The sequence below is a fragment of the Endozoicomonas euniceicola genome, assembly GCF_025562755.1.
GTDB classification, from domain to species: domain Bacteria; phylum Pseudomonadota; class Gammaproteobacteria; order Pseudomonadales; family Endozoicomonadaceae; genus Endozoicomonas_A; species Endozoicomonas_A euniceicola.
The window spans coordinates 6,240,378-6,259,555 of sequence record NZ_CP103300.1 but is presented as its reverse complement, the minus strand read 5'-3'; the positions used below and the strand labels follow the sequence as shown (position 1 = coordinate 6,259,555).

General features: G+C 47.8%; 13 protein-coding genes. 7 read left to right on the top strand and 6 right to left on the bottom strand.

Features of this window, described 5'->3' with window-relative positions:
- Window positions 1-102 precede the first annotated feature (102 nt).
- From NX720_RS25605 to NX720_RS25590, 4 genes are read right to left on the bottom strand one after another with little or no spacing between them, the layout of a single operon-like run.
- A complete protein-coding gene (locus NX720_RS25605; RefSeq protein ID WP_262598440.1) occupies window positions 103-1,425 on the bottom strand; it encodes a sensor histidine kinase in 1,323 nt (440 codons plus the stop codon).
- Window positions 1,422-5,258 carry an efflux RND transporter permease subunit gene (locus tag NX720_RS25600; protein ID WP_262598439.1) on the bottom strand — a complete coding sequence of 1,279 codons (3,837 nt, stop codon included), beginning with the start codon at window positions 5,256-5,258 and terminating at the stop codon, window positions 1,422-1,424. Before NX720_RS25600 ends, NX720_RS25605 begins: the two co-directional genes overlap by 4 nt.
- The gene (locus tag NX720_RS25595) at window positions 5,258-5,437 is read right to left on the bottom strand and encodes a hypothetical protein (RefSeq protein ID WP_262598438.1); all 180 of its coding nucleotides are present in this window, start codon (window positions 5,435-5,437) and stop codon (window positions 5,258-5,260) included. Before NX720_RS25595 ends, NX720_RS25600 begins: the two co-directional genes overlap by 1 nt.
- Before the next feature lie 57 nt (window positions 5,438-5,494).
- The gene (locus NX720_RS25590) at window positions 5,495-6,448 is read right to left on the bottom strand and encodes an efflux RND transporter periplasmic adaptor subunit (protein ID WP_262598437.1); all 954 of its coding nucleotides are present in this window, start codon (window positions 6,446-6,448) and stop codon (window positions 5,495-5,497) included.
- A gap of 439 nt (window positions 6,449-6,887) precedes the next feature.
- Here NX720_RS25590 and eno point away from each other — a divergent pair, with 439 nt between their 5' ends.
- Both eno and NX720_RS25580 read left to right on the top strand, forming a co-directional pair.
- Entirely contained in the window at window positions 6,888-8,180 is a 1,293-nt protein-coding gene (eno, locus tag NX720_RS25585) for a phosphopyruvate hydratase (RefSeq protein ID WP_262598435.1), read from the top strand.
- A gap of 231 nt (window positions 8,181-8,411) precedes the next feature.
- Entirely contained in the window at window positions 8,412-10,898 is a 2,487-nt protein-coding gene (locus tag NX720_RS25580) for a BRcat and Rcat domain-containing protein (RefSeq protein WP_262598434.1), read from the top strand.
- A 441-nt stretch (window positions 10,899-11,339) separates the two neighbouring features.
- On the opposite strand, the gene NX720_RS25575 is transcribed toward NX720_RS25580, so the two are convergent.
- Both NX720_RS25575 and NX720_RS25570 read right to left on the bottom strand, forming a co-directional pair.
- Window positions 11,340-13,676, bottom strand: coding sequence for an OmpH family outer membrane protein (locus tag NX720_RS25575; RefSeq protein WP_262598433.1), 2,337 nt, complete (start codon window positions 13,674-13,676; stop codon window positions 11,340-11,342).
- A 132-nt stretch (window positions 13,677-13,808) separates the two neighbouring features.
- Window positions 13,809-15,593 (bottom strand): polysaccharide deacetylase family protein, encoded by a 1,785-nt coding sequence (locus NX720_RS25570; RefSeq protein WP_262598432.1) that lies wholly within the window; start codon window positions 15,591-15,593, stop codon window positions 13,809-13,811.
- A 357-nt stretch (window positions 15,594-15,950) separates the two neighbouring features.
- Between NX720_RS25570 and abiEi the strand changes: the two genes are divergently transcribed.
- From abiEi to ispF, 5 genes are all read left to right on the top strand, one after another.
- On the top strand, window positions 15,951-16,487 hold the full coding sequence (gene abiEi / locus NX720_RS25565; RefSeq protein ID WP_262598431.1) for a type IV toxin-antitoxin system AbiEi family antitoxin: 537 nt from the start codon (window positions 15,951-15,953) through the stop codon (window positions 16,485-16,487).
- On the top strand, window positions 16,462-17,400 hold the full coding sequence (locus NX720_RS25560; RefSeq protein ID WP_262598430.1) for a nucleotidyl transferase AbiEii/AbiGii toxin family protein: 939 nt from the start codon (window positions 16,462-16,464) through the stop codon (window positions 17,398-17,400). The genes abiEi and NX720_RS25560 overlap by 26 nt, the downstream gene beginning before the upstream one ends.
- Window positions 17,401-17,552: 152 nt before the next feature.
- Window positions 17,553-17,825 carry a septum formation initiator family protein gene (locus NX720_RS25555; protein ID WP_262598429.1) on the top strand — a complete coding sequence of 91 codons (273 nt, stop codon included), beginning with the start codon at window positions 17,553-17,555 and terminating at the stop codon, window positions 17,823-17,825.
- A 69-nt stretch (window positions 17,826-17,894) separates the two neighbouring features.
- Window positions 17,895-18,629 (top strand): 2-C-methyl-D-erythritol 4-phosphate cytidylyltransferase, encoded by a 735-nt coding sequence (ispD, locus tag NX720_RS25550; protein ID WP_262598428.1) that lies wholly within the window; start codon window positions 17,895-17,897, stop codon window positions 18,627-18,629.
- Window positions 18,629-19,120: a 2-C-methyl-D-erythritol 2,4-cyclodiphosphate synthase gene (ispF, locus tag NX720_RS25545; protein ID WP_318654074.1), complete on the top strand. Its 492-nt coding sequence runs from the start codon at window positions 18,629-18,631 to the stop codon at window positions 19,118-19,120. The genes ispD and ispF overlap by 1 nt, the downstream gene beginning before the upstream one ends.
- The last annotated feature ends 58 nt before the right edge of the window (window positions 19,121-19,178 follow it).

Below are 19,178 nucleotides of genomic sequence, written 5' to 3'. Positions count from 1 at the left end.
TTATTAATCACTAAGCTGCCTCTTCCATATAAAAGTCTATAAACGAATGCCTTGATTAAAAATACGACAACGAAATAATAATAAAGTTCCGCCTGTTTGATCTCAGGTGGTCAAAAAACGTTCTTCGCAGAAATCCAGGGTGACTTTCGCCCCCCCGTCGGAGGTTGAGCTGATATCAAGTTGCCAACCCTGCTGCTCGACAATCTGTAGGGCGAGGTTCAGTCCAAGGCCGAATCCCTCGTGGTCGGGCTGGCTTTCGCTTCCGGCGAATCCTCTGCCGGAGTCCTCTACTATAATTTTTTGGTCGTCTATAACGATGCGAACAAAACCTTCGTCTGTGTACTGGCATGAATTACGGATCAGGTTTGCCAGTACAATACGTAAGAGCTGTATCGCCGTCGTATATTCACGGTCGCAACGAACATCGATTTCAAAGCTGACCGGCTTGCCGGTGAGCAGGTACTGATGCTCATCGCAAATCTCACTGATCAGAAGTTTCAGGTCGCAAGGTTGTTTTGTAAGCGCGGCAGATTTGTCAGAACCCAGCCAGAGCAGTGTCTCGGTCAGTAGCTGCATATTCCGGTTAGCCCTGTTGATTCGCTGCCAAGGAGCGTTGGCTTTCAGGTCTGACAGGCATCCCTGATGTTCAAGTATATCGAGGCTCGCCCGGGTAATGGCTATGGGGGTTCTGAGTTCATGGCTGGCATTGCGCAGGAACTGTTGCTCTCTGCTGGCCAGCGCCTGAATTTTCAGCAGCGAGTTTTTCAGGGTGCTGGCCACTTCGCGATTTTCCTGATAGTTCAGGCTGTCTCTGATATCACTCTGGGTATTGTAGGTTTGGTCAATACAACAGGCCGCAAACTCCGACAGTTTGAGGGCATCACTGGACAGGCGGCGCAACAGTCTGCCAGCCACCAGTAGTATCAGCAGAATCATTACTACCGCTGCCGGAATAATGATGGTCAGAAATGAACGCATCACGGCCTGGCTGGCGGTTTTCCAGGTTTGCTCATTCAACTCAGTGGAGTAATAGACCAGGTACATACGATCGTTATTCTCATGCACAGGAATAAAGATGAATGAAGCCTCTGTTCCGTTTTCATCCTCTGATACGGGGTGTTCAATGTAGGGGGAGTCAGGTGCTAACTTGCCGTCGTCGACGAGTTGCTGAAGCCATTCCGGCAATCCTTTTGATGCAAGGTAAGTAACAGTATCAGGATAAGGGGTCATGTTCAGAGTCCCTGTTTGCCGGTATTTCTCAGCAAGGACTCTGATCTCTGCCCGTAACTCCTCTCCCAAATGGTCGTCCATCGTCTTAAAAGAAGTGGCGACCAGAATATAAGAGTAAACCGTGACCACAATAGTCAGAATGCCTGCGATACTGATCCAGATATCCCGACGAATGCTCGACAAAAGTCTGCTCATGTTTCTGCCTCTCCGTCGCGAATCACGATGCCATGTCCGGTAATGGTGTGAATCAAGGGCTGACAGCCAGGTCGATCAATTTTTTTGCGCAGTCGGTACAGATGAACTTTCAGGCTGTCGGTTCCGGGAGCATCATCGGGCCAGAGGGTGTCGAGAATACTCTGCCGGGACTGGACTTCCGGGCTGAAGCGCATCAGCAGTTCCAGAAGATCCCATTCAATCGGCGTCAGGGTGACTGGATGACCACCCCTCGTCAGCTGTCGTTTTTCCAGGTCCATCACCAGGTCAGCCACCTGCAAGGTTTTCTGGAAAGCCTTCCGTCGTCTGGCAAGGGTTCTTGCCCTGGCTACCAGCTCTGCCATGGCAAAGGGCTTGATCAGGTAGTCGTCAGTGCCTGCCCGAAACCCTTCCAGCCGGTCTTCCAGAGTGTCTCTGGCAGTCAGCATCAGAATAGGAGTCTCTATCCCCTGCTGGCGCAGTGCCTGACACACCTGCAAACCATTGAGGCGGGGCAGGTTGATATCCAGAAGAAGCAGGTCATAGGTATTCTGCCGGGCGAGCTGAAGTCCGCTGGCTCCATTCCAGGCGTGGTCGCAGTGAATCGCTTCCAGGGCCAGGTAGTCGTGGATGGACTCTGCCATATCCCGGTCATCTTCAACCAGAAGTACATTAAGTGGACGGTTGTTCATAACCCTGGATCTCTCTATTGCTCTGCCTGTTGCCCTCCCTGAGGAGGGAGATAGATCAAAACCGATTTTCTGGATGGCGGGAATCAGAAACAGGGTAATTCCTGTGGCAAACGCCAGACCATAAACCAGCGAAACCGCTGCAGGAATAAGGTACTGAGCCTGCTCCGAGGTTTCCGACAGCAGTGGCAGCAACCCGGCAACGGTGGTAACGGTGGTCAGGAAAATCGCCCTGAGACGACTGGAGCCTGCGGCCACCAGTGCGCGATCAATGGTCATTCCCTGTTGTCGTAACCGGTTAAAACCCGTTAATAGCACCAGACTGTCGTTCACAATAACCCCCGTGAGAGCCATCATGCCGAAAAAGGACAGAATGCTTAACGGGATACCGGCGACCAGGTGGCCGCAGACAGCTCCGGCCAGACCAAATGGAATAATTGCCATAATCACCAGTGGCTGCCAGTACGACTTCAGGGGAATAGCCAGCAGCATATAGATCAACAGCAGAATAACGGCAAAGAGGCCACTGCCCTGAGAGCGTACATCCAGTTCTTCTTCCAGCTCTCCGGCCGGAGCAATGGCAAAGCCCGGATACTGCTTCCGGATGGCTGGCAGCACTGACTGTTCCAGTTGTCGATAGACGTTCATGGCTGACTGAGTGTTCTTGTCGAGGGTGGCATAAACGATAGCGGTTCGCTTACCATTCTGGCGACGCAGTTCCATAGGTACATAGGACGATTGCACCGTAGCGACCTGCCCAAGGGGCAGCCAGTGGTTGTCTGGCGTTCGTATCTGCTGGTTTAGCAGATTATGGAGTGAGCGTCTGTTGGCTCGAGGATAGCGAAGCATGACTTTGACATCATTGCCATCCCTCTGCATGCGCTGTACTTCATACCCACCAAAACCGTAGCCAATCTGTTCGGCAATGGCGCTGACGGTCAGGCCAAACTGTCGGGCCTGGGGCTTCAGGCTGATCTGTAGCTGTGGCTGTCTGCCTTTCAGGTCATCCCGGATATCGGTGACGCCGGGCAGGTTTGTCAGAGCTTTGGTCATCGCCTCAGCGCCGGCTGACAGTGACTGTTCGGAGTCTGCGGTAAGCATCACCTCAAAACCACCCCCGGTGGAATCGGTGGCAGAAAAAGACAGTCGTTCAATACCTTCCAATGGTCCGGTCAGTTCACGCCAGCGGTTGGTCAGTTTGATGGTTGAAATCTGTCGGTCCTTGCTGGCCACCAGTTCTGCAATCACTTCAACACTATGGGCATCATCCACCGCATTCATCAGTTTGGCAAAGGGTGATTCCGTTTCGCCTTCAGCCAGCAGCTCTTGAGTCAGTTGGCTGGCCGCTGCCTCAATCCGCTGGGCATTGGACCGGGTAAGGGAGGCCGGGCTGCCTTTTTTCATCTCCATAGTGACCACGATGTAGTCCGCAGGCACTTCCGGGAAAAAGATAATATGAACCCGTTCATGCAACACCAGTCCGATACTGAGAATAAAACCGGCAATAAACAGCATTAATGTGGCGTATCGGTGTTGAATGGCCTGTTTGACCAGGGGGATGTAGACCTGTCGATTAAACGACTGCAAACCACTATCCATAAACGCCTGAATGCGTTTCCAGTACTGTGCCAGTGCTCCGGGCTGTTTCTCCGGCTTGCCCAGACTATGAGCGAGATGGCCAGGCAGGATCAGTTTGCTCTCCACCAGTGAGAACAGCAGGGCGATAATGACCACCACCGCGAAGGAGCTGAATAGCTGACCAATTTCATTTTTGATAAGAGTGATGGGATAAAATGCGGCAATCGTCGTTAAAACCCCGAAGACCGTAGCCACTGATACTCTGTGAGTGCCTTTTTCGGCAGCTGCCAGTGCCGGAGCCAGTAGTCCGGTTCGGGCAGGGGGGATTTTTTGCTGTTCTGAATAGACGCTTTCCGCCACGACGACTGCATCGTCCACCAGAATACCCAGTACAATAATAAAACCGAAAGTGGTCATATCATTCAGTGAATAATTCAGGCCCAGTGGTCCCATCATTGCCAGAGCGCCAGCAATTGCCACCGGAATTCCAACCGCTACCCAGAAAGCCAGCCGCAGATTAAGAAACAGGGCCAGCAGGATAAACACCAGCAGTAATCCCTGCATCGCATTGCTTTGCAGCAGGTCGAGCCGGGACTTGATGTAAGTACTCATATCAGACCAGATATCAATCTGGACGTTCTCTGGCAGCTGTTGCTGCAACTGCTCAATAATAGTGTGTGCTGCCCGGCTGATCTCCAGCATATTGCCTTTGTTGTTGGTGATAATGGCCAGGCCAACACTGGGGTTGCCTTGAAACCTCACCAAAGTGTCATTTTCAACAAAGCCATCACGGACACTGGCTATCTGCCCCAGTAGCAGCTGGCTGCCATCAAGCCTGCTTTTGATGGGGATCTTCTCGAACTCCTGCTTGCGGTAGGCTTTGCTGTCTGCCCGCAGTTCAATTTTTCCGCCAGAGGTTCTCAGGTGTCCGCCCCGGAAATTCAGGGAGCTCTGCTCAATTTTAGTGGCAATATCCTGAATGCTGAGATGGTTGGCCTGCAAGGCCTGGGGGTTTACTTCAATGCTGATTTCCCGTTGCTGCATGCCCCATAACTGCACCTTGCTGATCAGTGGGTCATTCAGTAACGCGTCTTTGGTTCTTTTACCAATGCGTTGCAGTGTGTCGGTGTCTGCTGTCCCATGTACCTGCACCATCAGCGAGGGAAAGGTCATGTCTTCCCTGGTTACCACCGCTTTTTCAGCTTTTTTGGGCAGGTGGCTGATGGCGTCGACCCTGGCTTTAACATCGTTTAATAAGCGGTTAAGGTCGTAGTCGATCTGCTTCTGTACTTTGACCGTCATCTGGCCTTCAGCGGACAGGCTGGTAATTTTTTTTACGCCATCAAGTCCTTGTAAAGCCTGTTCCACAGGCTGGGTCAGGGACAGATCGACCTGTTCTGCGGAAGCCCCTTCCAGGGTGATCTGAACATTCAGGGAGTTGGCGTCAATCTTCGGGAAGCCTTCGATGCGCATTCCCCATAGCGATACTCCGCCAACGACCAGCATCAGCATCATCAGCAGATTGGCGGCCACCGGGTTGCGGATAAACCAGTCAGTCAGATTTTTCATCAGGATTGCTCCTGCCCGGACTCAATGACGGCAACGGACATGCCCGGTAGATAATCCACCAGTGGTGTCGTCACAATACGCCAGCGACCTTTTGTTTCGGGTGGTTCGACGAATACATACCCCTGACGGGTAAACAGGGGCGTAGCGGGGAAACGTTGGAGGTGGTTATGGTTATCCACAAACCAGACATAACCATTACGGTCAAGGCTGGATTCGGGAAGACGCAGAATGCCATCCTACCCTTTGCCTTCAATCTGTACTGACAGATACCGGCCGGGCATCAGGGCGGGTGTCAGTGCCAGAGGCTGATCTACCTCAAGAAAAACGGTTCGCAACCGTGTCTGCCGGTTAAAGGTAATGCTGCTGCGCACCATTCGGGCCGACCAGGTCTGACCGGCAAAAGGGTCGCTAAGGGTGGCGATTTTCCCCTGCCACTGTTCCGGCATTTGTTGCCATTGCTGTTGGTCAAGGGCTACCGGGATAATGGCCTTTTCCAGGCCATATATTACGGCCAGTTCATCGCCCTGTTGTACGGCGTCACCAAGACTGACTTTTCGGTCAATCACCACACCGTTGTAGGGCATGGTGATGACGGTTTGCTGTAACTGCACCTGACTGCGTTGCACTTCGGCTTCGGCGGCTTTGAACGCGGCTTTGGCTGCTTTTAACTGGGGGATATGCAGTACCAGCTCGTCGGGTTGTTTGCTGATGCCGGTTCGCTTCCAGTCTACGGGAGATTGTCGAGCTTTTTTCTCAGCTTTCGTGAGGTTAACTCTGGCGGTGGCCAGCTGGCTGGTGGCACGGGCCAGCTGGGTTTGATAATAGCTGTTTTCCAGAGTGATCAAAGTGTCACCTTTGGTCAGGGGCACACCTTGTCTGAGCTGTTCCGACAAGTGGATGATCTGACCATTGACCTCTGCCTTCAGGCGAGTCTGCCACAGGGGTAGCACCTCGCCCCGGCTTTCGATCACTGAGCGGTAGGTGTCAGGCTTAGCGCTGACAATAGAAACCAGCGCCCTGTTTTCTGTCGTTGAAGGCGACGGTGGTAGTTCATTTCCGGATGAATTACTGAACACATACAGTATTGACAGCACGACAGTTAGAAGACTACCGGCAGCTATCCATTTGTGCCCGTTTTTCTGGCAGCTCGTTTTCTGATCAATAGTTTGCTGATGAATCGCGTCAGGCATATTTCTCCAATCTCACCATTGGTTAACAATGCGGATAGATTAAAAGGGGTGAGGTGAAGGGAAGGTAACGGCGCAGAAAAAAACGCTGGCCTGTCAGTTTCTCTGATATCCGCTATCTGTTTTTCTCAGGCATTTCTTCTATCTTTGTGATATTTGCTGTGCTCAGGTGTGCGTTCCTGACTGTTGAAATGTCCGATCTTGCAATAGTTGATAACCGCTCGGGAATTGGTATAGTTGCGTCGTCGAATGGGTGTGCGGGCTGATAAAGGGCTTGCTGTCACGCAGCTGTGCTGGTTGACCTGCGTCAACGCTTAGTACGATGTGGCGAAATATCCATTACTGGTTCGGTACTTCCGGTCAGGGAATCAGATAGTATTCCCGGCTTCGTTTAGTTCCCCTTACGTTTCTCTTCAATGAGAAGATGCTGAGAGTAAATACCATGTCTAAGATTGTTGAAATCAAAGGTCGCGAGATCATGGACTCCCGCGGTAACCCAACTGTTGAGGTTGACGTTACTCTGGAATCCGGTGCTATGGGTCGTGCGGCGGCTCCTTCCGGTGCGTCCACTGGTTCCCGCGAAGCTCTGGAACTGCGTGACGGCGACAAGTCCCGCTACCTGGGCAAGGGCGTTCTGAAGGCGGTTGCCAACGTCAACGGCCCTATCCGTGAAGCCCTGCTGGGTCGCGACGCCCTGGATCAGAAAGGTCTGGACCTGACCATGATCGAGCTGGACGGTACTGACAACAAGGAAGTGCTGGGTGCCAATGCTATTCTGGCCGTTTCCCTGGCGGCCGCCAAAGCGGCTGCGACTTCCAAAAATATTCCTCTGTACCAGCATATCGCTGACCTGAACGGCACTTCCGGTCAGTTCACCATGCCGGTTCCGATGATGAACATCCTGAACGGTGGTGAGCACGCTGATAACAACGTAGATATCCAGGAATTCATGATTCAGCCTGTTTCTGCCAAGACTTTCTCTGAAGGTCTGCGCATGGGCGCTGAAGTATTCCACGCTCTGAAGAAAGTACTGTCTGCGAAAGGCCTGAACACTGCGGTAGGTGACGAAGGTGGCTTTGCGCCAAACCTGGCTTCCAACGCTGACGCTCTGGCAGTGATTAAGGAAGCGGTTGAAGCCGCTGGCTACAAGCTGGGTTCTGACATCACTCTGGCGATGGACTGCGCGGCTTCTGAATTCTACGTTGACGGTCAGTACAACATGAAGGGCGAAGGTAAGATCTTCTCCTCCAACGAATTCTCTGACTACCTGGCCAAGCTGTGTGAAGAGTACCCAATCATCTCTATCGAAGATGGTCTGGACGAGTCTGACTGGGACGGTTTCAAGTACCAGACTGACATCCTGGGCGACAAGATCCAGATCGTTGGTGACGACCTGTTTGTAACCAATACCAAAATCCTGAAAGAAGGTATCGATAAAGGTATCGCTAACTCTATCCTGATCAAGTTCAACCAGATCGGTTCTCTGACCGAAACTCTGGAAGCGATCAAGATGGCTAAGGACGCTGGTTACACTGCCGTTATCTCTCACCGTTCCGGTGAAACCGAAGACGCTACCATCGCTGACCTGGCAGTAGGTACTGCGGCTGGCCAGATCAAGACCGGTTCCCTGTGCCGCTCTGACCGTGTATCCAAGTACAACCAGCTGCTGCGCATCGAAGAAGCCCTGGGTGAAAAGGCGCCTTACCGTGGCCTGGCTGAATTCAAGCGTGCATAATATGGCGGCTTGATTCCGGGTTAACCCCATAAAAAAAGGAGGCATCGTGCCTCCTTTTTATTTTCTGACACCTGTTTTTTTGCACTCGCCACGCTTTCGGCTAGATTTGTAAGGCTTTCATATATTTTATAACCATTCAGTAGAATTTCCGTGCTAATGAGAGCTTGCCTTTTAATACAACTTTTATTTAAGAACTGTCTGCCGGTTAAGTGTTCTTGTAGGGTGGCGTATATGTTTAGGCCGCTAAGCCTGATCTATTGTTGCTTAATCGCTATCCTTCTTCAGCCTCTTTTGTCAAAGCGAGCCTTTGCGGATTACACACTAAGCCGTAGCTCTCTGATCAGTTCATTCACTGTACTTTCTGTTTTATATAGGAAGTCCATCACTTTGCCCGATATTTCCCAGAGTTTTGAAACTAAACAATATAAGACACATAGTAAACGCTGGTTCCTTATTATCAAAGACCCTATAGATCCAACAATTAACGCCTTACCCATTAGTAGAAGCTTAAGTAATGATCACCTCATGGTTCGCACTGTAAAGAATTTACTTTCGTCAGAACTGACCGCCAACTATTACGTCGAAAAGGCTCATACTGCAATGGATGGTGATCCTTATTACGATCCACCAGTGTACGCGGACGGGCAGACTGATAGAGTGCCTGATCCGGAGATGAGGTTCGCGCTTTTCAATAGAACCTATGATGAAAACACATCATTCGATGGCAATCAGCGTCACTACACGGCAATGGTTTTTTCCGATCATGACGAAGCAAAAGAAATATACACCATTAACGATCTCTGCCCAACATGGTTAAACGAAAGCAGCAATGATGACCTGAATCTGCCTTTCTCCTGTGGTAATACATTTCTCTGGAAAAGTACAGAACGAATCAGAGTGAAGCAATCACTAGAATTGATTTCAGTAATCCATAGTAAAAGCCCGGAAGGCGTCATGATGGTCACCGTTTACTTTCCTGACGGCACGATTCTTTATACTACAGTACAAAATTACAGATGGATGAAATCACTTTTCTACGAGTTAAGTATTGATTTTGAAATCAACGGTGGCCTTGATTTTGTTCGTGGCTCACACAGAGATTATTATCAAAAAGTTGTGCTGCAAAAACCTATTAAAAAAAATCAAGGCACTCAAGAATTAACAGATATGGATGATGAGGATAAATCAGATAAAAAGCATCGTACCTTGCCAACTAAAAAAAGTGAACTTAATAACGATCATTACACGGAACATTCACCAAAAGCCACTACTGAAAATGCAGAAAAAAATACTGATAAAAAATCAAGTGCTGATAGAATAAGCAGTCAACATAAAAATACCGATACCATCCATCATGAAACAATAACGCAGGAGGTTGTTGATGTTTTTATTGAACTTATTGAAGAGGGAGACCATGAAATAGCAAAGGCTGTACTTCAGGAATACGGAAAAAATTTACTCTTTTGTCAACATAGTAAGCTTTCCGGCGACACCGCTCTGCATTCTGCATTTAAACACAATAATAAAAAAATGATCACCTTTATAAAGGAGTACTGTTCAAAGCATGATATTAATTACAGGAAACTGACAGCAATAAAAAACAAAGACGAAAAAGTTCCTTTTCAATTAGAGAGAACACTTTCTAATTTATCTTTCAGAATCAGTAGTGAAGAAAACAACATCGATGACATGACATCTATCCAATATGATAACAAACGAAATGAAGAAATATTTTACAGCACGATTGTTGATCAGGCGGATAGCCTTTGTACTGTTTGCTTTTCAGATGAAGACGTAACTTTTAATTTTTCCGGTGAAGAATCATGCAGGGGACATCAGATATGCACACCATGCATGCAAAATTTTATTGATATTTCAGCAGGTGATACAAGCCTTTCACAAAATGGTATCGTTTGCCCGGCAGATGGCTGTGATCAGGTTTTTCAGGAGCACATAATTCGTTTTATTGGCGGTAATGACAACCTCAAAAAAATAAACAAGCTGATGCTAAAAAGTACTGTATTAAAAAGTAAAAATCTTTTTCAATGCCTAAATCCTTTGTGCGATAACATCGTTGATCTTGGTGAAAACCCAACAGCAGGAAGGTTAACCTGCCCTGAATGTAAAAGTACCGCTTGTGTATCATGCAAGGTGACGCCTTATCATGAGGGTTTTTTCTGCTCTGGCTTTCAGGCCTCAATGAATAAAGAACAGGGCGGACTGGTTGAACGGGCTGAACGGGCTGAAGAATTAACTACACGATTGATAAAAAAGAAGATTAATAAATTCAAGTGTTGCCCGACATGCAAAAGCATTATAAACAAAGACGGAGGTTGCAATAAAGTCTTTTGTTCACACTGTCATACTTCTTTTTGTTGGATTTGTCTCGAGAAAGTGGATAATGAAAGATATACGCACTTTATGACTTTCGACGGAGCTTCAGGAAATAAAAACACAGGGAAGTGCCCGTTAAGAGGGACATTAGAGAAGCAAGGCAATAATGATGAAGGATCTGTTGAGGCTAACTGTTGTGAGTATTGCAAAGCCGTTAACTATACGGTGCTGAGTTGCGGCCATAAAGTCTGTCAGCCGTGTTATGATGAAATGTGTATAATTAGTTCCTTGAGACCCGCTGGAACTGTCGTTTGTAATCTTTGCTTTTCAGAATACTTTAAAGCTAAAGAAAATTCATCTGTGAAGCAAAATCATCAGAATTAAGACAAGTCTGATAGCAGCAGCTTTAGTTAATTTCTTTATCAATAACGTCAGAAGCAGAGGACTCTTCTGTTTCATTGGAACCTGTTTGGGCATCGGTCATCGCTCTGCATGGAAACAAATATTTCTTAGTTACAACTCCGGTCACATAGCTGGTTCTCATCTAAGGGGCGCAGCATTCAATAACTTACCGGGCTTTTGGCTGTTGGCTATTAGCTGCTCATACAGCCAACCGCCAAAAGCCAAAAGCCAAAAGCCAACAGCCAACAGCGGTATATTATGTTCTGCTGCTTCCCTAAAATTGTAACCAGCTGCTGCGCATCGAAGAAGCCCCGGGTGAAAAGGCGCCTTACTATGGTCTGGCTGAATTCAAGCGTGCATAATCTGAGGTAGAACCTGCCTCCCTTTTTGCATGTTGGTTTCCTGTTAATCTGGAAGAGAAAATTACGGGCCGACGTCAGCGCCTTCTACCAGTTCAATATTCATTTTCATCCACAACAAGGCAGCAGCCAGGTTTGCATCGCTGTGGTAAACTCCATCACTGGTGGACAACCTTCCACGAGTGCTGTCAACCTGAGTGTTTACCTCCTGCTGGGCTGAGCAATCAAAACCCTTAAGCATCTGGTTCAGATACTGCCTGCCCTGGGTCAGGTAAAGAAATCTTTGAGGAAAACGCCGCAGTCGATAAAACTGAACCAGCTCAGGTGGCAGAAGATTGTCCGCTAAGCCCGCCGTGAAAACCAGGTCAATAAAAGTCATTCGAAGATCATCCAGGTTAACGCCAGGGCCTTTCAGTGCCTGATTGATATCTCTCTCCTCTCCATTGATCCGCAGTGGCTTCGGTTGCTCTGCAACCTCTGCGAAGATACTGAAATACTGATGAATCAATTCCACATTGGTAGTTGGATTAGTCACATGATAGCCATTCTTGGCCAACATGGGAGACTCCATCAGTGTTTCCAGGTCGTGCAGCATAAATGATGAACAGGTATAGTTATCAACCTGACGGCTCGGGAGAAAGAAAAAACGGGAGCCTTTAATGTTCTCATGCTTTAACGCAATCAACAGAGTCGTGCTGATAAATTCTGCCAGCGCCGAAAAGTTGTAATTGTGCATCTGATCACTCTCTTCAAACACAGTTAAACTGTCTGCAATCATAATGCGATAATGGCCAGCAGTGTTTTTTCGTAAAGAGAAAACGCTGACGTGTCCGGTTTGATCCTGAAAAACATATAATTTAGGGGCTTCTACACCCATCAGTGAGATTTGGGATATAAAGAACTCAACCAGCCCGTAAAGACACTGGGGATGACCAAGAGCGAAATGGATTAAACCATGTTTTTTATCGTCATTTTTGGCCTCTATAAGCAGTTTGACTAATTCTTTATTTGGCAAGTCCCGGGGGAACTCACGTGTGGGAAATGCTTTCTTTGCAAGCTTTCTCAGCGTTTTTTCTGGTAATTGCTCAAAACTGGAGTAATCAAGAAAAACATGAGTAATGTCACCTTTTTTTACCGCCTCAGGAAAGTGGCGCTTAAGCAATGTAAAAATGCCCTTTGATCGTGTCTGGGGATCTATTAATGAGCCTCTTTCCTTCAAAATGCCGGGATATGTTTTGTACAGGCTTTTTAGCACCATAAAGAACTCGTCGATATTATTCTTCTGATCCTTGACTTTTAAAGACTCGTTAACTGCTTTCCGAATCGCTTTCAACCTTCCCAGATGCCTGGCATAGCGCTGACCATTTCCGGAGCCCGTTGCTGAAACAGTAGTAGACGTTGAGCTGCTTCCCTGAGTAGTTGATGAGGCAGTACTACCCGATCCTTTCTTACCTGGTGGCGCAGGTGCTTTTTGATCCTGTTTGGTTTGAGGCTCATTACCACCACCTGTATAGCGACTATCATCTAATGGTATTAATTGTATTCCCGGAGGTAACTCTCCGTGATACTGGCTGCTCAAATCCAGTTCAAACGTTTCCTGACTTGTTTTCGTTATTCTTATTTTTACAGATGTAGCATGATGATCAGGGTCTTGGTCTTGTTTGGCTCCTTGTATAAATAAAGCTTCACCATTAAGAAGCTTTATACGCTGTAATTCTTTTTTTAGTTCTTCCTGTTTTTTTTGTATTTCAGTTTTTTTGGTATGAACCTGTTCTTTCCATTTTTTAGCGTTTTCTTGTATTTTTATGGACTGCATTCGCTGATCTTGCAGGTATCTAAGTATTCTGTCTGTGTTAATAGTTTTTAACCATGTCTCATCACTTCCCCCGTGGTCCGGAATAGTTGATGGAAGTAATGTTAAACCGCCTCCCTGTGATAGCTGCACTGTAAATACACTTTCCAGGTTGATAGTAAAATCAAGCCTGAGAGATTTGCCTGTTCCGCTTTTGCAATGAATCTGATTTTCAGTACCAATCGTACACTGACCGTTGAGCTTCCCCAGTGATGTCTGATTCCATTCTCCGTCTGAAATATTCAGGACAAACTCTGTTTCACCCAACGCTAAAACCGTTATGTTGATTTTGTTTAAGAAAGAGTAAGGATTCACGTGTGGTTGTTTAACGGCTTCTTTTTGGGTGGTTTCCAAAATGTTGTTCAGGGCAAAGCCGTCCGGAAGTTTAGTGAAAGCACCGGGTATCAGAAAATCAGGGGCAAAGGTGAACGGAAGTAGTTGTGATCCTGAGTGTCCATAAGAGGGAAATGCACAGGCGATCATCGCCCAAAGAAAGATAACACGAGCGAGTAAATTATTTCGAAAAGTAAAGAATAACATTATTTTCATTTTTTCTATTCATGCACCAGCTAATGAAAAATTTAGAAAACGAAAGGTAGCACAGGTTTCCAGCTTGTGTGCGGTATTCATCAGGAAGTGGACTGTAAGTGCTGATGAAGCATTATTTTCGTGAAGAGGGACTCAGGGGCTCTGTGATAGGGGGCGGCACGCATCACCTGCTTCCTGATGGAACGCCGCACACAAGAAAACCACCGGTAAAAACCATTTTTGCGCAAAACCGGCTTCTGATCGACGCTGCCTCGACCCGCTACGCTCAAACATGTAATACCACGGCAGTTTGGTTCTGGCTATCACTCTGCCGCCAATGTATCGGTCTGGTGTTCTGAACAGGATAAAGAAACGGGAGCCTTCCCTTGTCTCGGCATTGAACTGTTGCTGATTTAGTTGGCTGAATGGCCATATATAATTATTATCAGCTTTTTCGAGCTTGTAATAGTCAGGCGAATCACCACCTGTAACGACATAGATATTCTCAATATTGTTATCATCCATCATGCGGGAAAACGGTTCGCCAAATTGCGTTATTCCCTGCTGTCTCAGCTCCTGAAAATGCTGTTCAAATGCCTCTGTATGATGCTCATCATTGATGACATTAATATGGTGGCCTGCCGGACGCCCGTGAGCCCTGGTAATATCGTTCAGATACTTTAAATCTGACAATGTCAGGGTAATGGCAGTCTCGGGCAGGCTGTCCAGAGCCTCCAGAACCTGAACGGTTCTTTGCGCTCTGGTTGCCGTGTTATGGCTGAGCCAGTAACTGGGACGATAATCCCCTGAATCATGATAAACGCTGATATCCCCACCGGATAAATGATGAAGCTGCCACTTAAAGAAAGACGTAAATAGTCCATGAAAAGGCCATACTGATTTTGCGTCGACCAGCCCAAGATTACCAATGACACTTTCATAACCGGCTCTTTTTATATAGCGACGCATGAAGCTCGCATCCAGACCAGAGGGTGGGCGAAACCACAAAGGTGAGCCCTTGACCACATTCTGCTCATTTTTCCTGAGCTCAGATTGTGACTGGGTCATCGCATCCAGCATAAGCGTTTGCGTAGATTGAAACTCATTAATAAAAGCACTTAGAGTCCGTCGTGTGACAGGATCATAGTCATACATGTGATGTGCTATTTCGTGACCCGACGCCAGAATCATCCGGGTATATTCAGGGTGAACAAGAATGTTTGAGCCTATCAGGAAAAATGTTGCTTTCACTCTGTGTTTTGCGAGAGCCTCCAGTATCAGAGAGGTATAAACGCTGGGCGCGTCATCAATGGTGATAGCCAGCGCCGGCTGGTCATAAGGGAGGCTCGGCATGTATAGCCAGGTATCATGGTTCCATGAGCCCAGAACAAGATTGAAAAAATAGTAAGCGCCATGGATAGCCCAATGCTGCGCCGGCCTGGTTATACCCCTGGTCTCTGTTGGTACGAATGCTACAAATGGCCTTTCAGTGTTTTTGTCAGGGGGCGTGTATTGCCTGACAACGCCTGATTCTAATGCGCTGATCAGTGTAAACCATACAGCCTCGCCTGATGGGCGCATGCCTTTTGCCCTCACTGCAATAATCTGCTGACTATGACTGCTATCAGCCACGGGCAGATTTTTTATCCTGCCGTTTTCGACCGAAAGAAATCTTATCAGTGTCGGAACTGAACTCAGGCAGTCAGCCAGTTTTTCATCTGTTTCAATATCAGCGGTGCAGTCAATAGTGGATAGCAGCTGTTTTGCCAGATTCAACCTTCCTTTAGTACCACTGCCATAGACAACAGGGCGGAGCTGGTGATCAATAAGCCAGTTATCCAAAAGAGAGCCATCTTCTTTTGCCATCAGAGAGGGGGCGAAAAAAAGGAAGCAACAGGCATTCAGAACAAGCATTATTCTTTGGTTTGAATCAATCATGACGGTAACAGTAGTCGGTTAATCCGGAATCACAAGGTGATTCAAGCCGCCAGATCATGGTGCTGATTTTTGTCCGTTATAAGCACTCCACTCTATGAAGACAAATATTTCTGAGTTACAACTCCAGTCACATAGCTGGTTCTCATGTGACACTCCCCGCCTTGTCAGGCGAGGCTTCTTTCCGACTTCACAGGCTGCTGCCAGTCTATAACGACCGGACTTACATAGAAGCCTCCACTAGCAGTATTAAATAGACATGAAACTACTAATTTGGTGTTTTTGTGTCTACTTAATGTAGGTGCTACTATATATACGTATTATCTAATAATTTATTAGTTATGTGTCTACATAAAGAGCATGAATCAATCTATAGCTATCAAACGGCTGAATGAACTCGACAGGCAGGGTCGATATGTTTTTACGCTCCGGGATATCGGCAAGGTCTTTGCGGAAGATACCGGAAAAACATTACAGGCCGGGTTGAACCGGCTGATTAAACAGGGCTTTCTTATTCGTGCCATTAAAGGCATTTACGTGTTTGCCCTGTCAAGGCAGAAAGGCAATGACACCCTGGAGCTTATTGCAAAAACAATGCGTAGAGGGGAGTACAGCTACCTCAGCCTTGAATCTGCATTAGCCGAATATGGTGTTATCTCCCAGATTCCAATAGATCGTCTGACCGTTATGACCACCGGGCGTAAGGGGGAGTATAAAACGCCATTCGGAACCATTGAGTTTACACATACAAAGCGCTCGGCTGCTGAGATCATCAACAGTATTAAAAGCGTCGGACGTCCTTTGCGTCTGGCCACGAAAGAAGCTGCCTGGCGAGACTTGAAACGGGTTGGCAGAAATACACACCTTGTTAATGAGCAGGCTATTGATGAAGATTGATCCGGCAGATTTTAACTATCTGGTTGAGCGGGCCTTAACAGGTAGTCAGGTTGCCAGTATGCGTCCTGTTATCGAAAAAGAGTTATTGCACTACGACATTCTTTTTTCTCTGGAGCAGGCAGGCCTTCTTGACGAACTGGTGTTTCAGGGAGGTACTTCACTGAGGTTGTGTTACGGAGGCAACCGATTCAGTGAAGATCTTGATTTTGCTGGAGGTTATCATTTTTCGTCAAAAAAATTGACGACCATGAAACAATGTATCGAGGAGTACATCGGTAAGCGATACGGACTGGAAGCGTCTGTTAAAGAGCCCCGTCAACTGAAGAAGGAGCCAGAGTACGCAGAGCTGAAAATAGACAAGTGGCAAATATCCATTGTTACAGCGCCACAGCGAAAGGATATACCAAAACAAAAAATCAAAATTGAAGTGACCAATGTACCGGCCCATACCCGGCACGCCCTGCCGCTATTGAACAATTACGATTTTTTGCCCGATGGCTATGAAGATACATTGATATATGTTGAAACCCTGAACGAAATCATGGCTGACAAGCTGGTTTCCCTGCCAGCTACACAACGATATATACGATACCGGGATATCTGGGACCTGACCTGGCTGCAACAGCAGGGAGCAACCCTCGACCCGGAACTGGTCAAAAAAAAGCTGGCTGACTACCGGCTGACTAACTTCGAACAGGTGCTTGCTCAAAGAATCGCCTCTTTGTCGGGCATTTTGGCTGAAGGCAGGCTACAGGCAGAAATGAAACGGTTTATACCGACAGACGTCTACGATCGTACGCTGGGCAAAGAGAAATTCTCAACCTACCTCGACCACTCCCTGCATAAGTTGCTTCAACAGCTGCAAAGTCAGCTCTATGGGGATGCACCGGAAAATTCTGGTTTTATTCTCTGATCCAAAACATAAAAGTATTTACCAATCCTAAAATGAACCTGATTAGATGCCAGCCAGTGTCTTCAGGCTCATTTCATATTGGAGAAGACCAGGGCTTTTAACATAAGCGGGTGATTTGTTAAACTGGCAGGCTGCATATCAGGGATTTTCACATGCGCAGGCTGGTCATTTCAGTTCTAACCCTTACATTTATTTTTTTTCAAACTCAACTCTGGTTTGGCGAAGGCAGTATCAGTGAACTGCTGAATACCCGTGAGCAGATTGAGCGTCAGCAGAGTGAAAATGAGCGTCTCTACCGGCGCAACCGCTCACTGGCTGCGGAAGTGGTTGAGCTGCAGAATGGGCTGGAAATCGTTGAAGAGCAGGCCCGGGTCGATCTGGGCATGGTTCGCAAGGACGAAACCTTCTACCTTATCTATGATTAACTTCCTGTGCTGCCATGCAGCCATCAGTCGTCTGGCGGAATATCCGGTGGATTAATAGTGAGTACCGCAATGACTCGTTCTCGTGAAACGCTCCGTGATAAGTACTGGGCTGTCGTACCCGCAGCTGGCGTAGGGCGCCGCATGAATGCGGATATGCCTAAGCAGTATCTTGAAATTCAGGGTAAAACCCTGATGGAACATACCTTACAACGGCTGCTGGACTTTCCGTTGCTGGAAAAGCTGGTCGTGGTATTAGGGGGGGATGATGAATATTATCCGGATGTCGCGCTGCTGCGTGACCCCCGTATCATTCTGGCAAAAGGGGGTAGAGAGCGTTATCACTCGGTGGTGAACGGGCTGGCGGTACTGGATGAACTGGCTGAAGATACCGACTGGGTGCTGATTCACGATGTCGCGCGGCCGTGTATTCGGCAGTCGGACCTGGACTGGCTGGTGAAATCCCTTGAAGGTGACCCTATTGGTGGTTTGCTGGGGATGCCGGTCAGGGATACCATGAAGCGTTCTAATGAAGATGGCGTCATCTCAGGAACCGTTGATCGTGAAAACCTCTGGCACGCTTTAACCCCTCAGATGTTCCGCCTGAAACCCCTGATCGACGGGCTGAGCAAGGCTATGGAAGCAGGCGTTAACATTACCGATGAAGCCAGCGCCATGGAATTTGCCGGTCATAAACCGCGCATGGTCGAAGGTCATGGCGATAATATTAAAGTCACCAGAGCCTCAGACCTGGCGCTGGCCTCATTGTACCTGCAACAACAAGCGAAACTGATAGAGACAGTCTGATGCGAATAGGACACGGTTTTGACGTTCACCGTTTTGCCGAGACAGGCGGCGGTGATCATATAATTCTGGGTGGCGTCAAGATTCCCAGCCCCCGGCGACTGCTGGCACACTCAGATGGTGATGTACTGCTGCACGCAGTATCCGATGCCCTTCTGGGGGCGGCTGCCCTGGGTGATATTGGTCAGCATTTTCCGGATACCGACCCGCTTTATAAAGGCATCGACAGTCGTAAGTTATTGCGTCATGTCGTCAGCCTGCTGGTAGAGAAAGGGTTTGCTGTTGTTAATCTGGACTCTACGATTGTGGCTCAGGCACCAAAGATGGCTCCGCATATCGAAACCATGTGCCGCCATCTGGCTGAAGATATGGGTGTCGCGCGAGATTGTGTCAACGTCAAGGCGACCACCACCGAAAAACTGGGCTATACCGGTCGTAAGGAAGGTATAGCCGTCCATGCCGTTGTTCTGATAAGCCCTCATTCTGTTGAATAAAGTGCTCTGCTGAATGAAACGCTGAATGAAACGCTGCCTGAAGTGATTATTTTAAAGT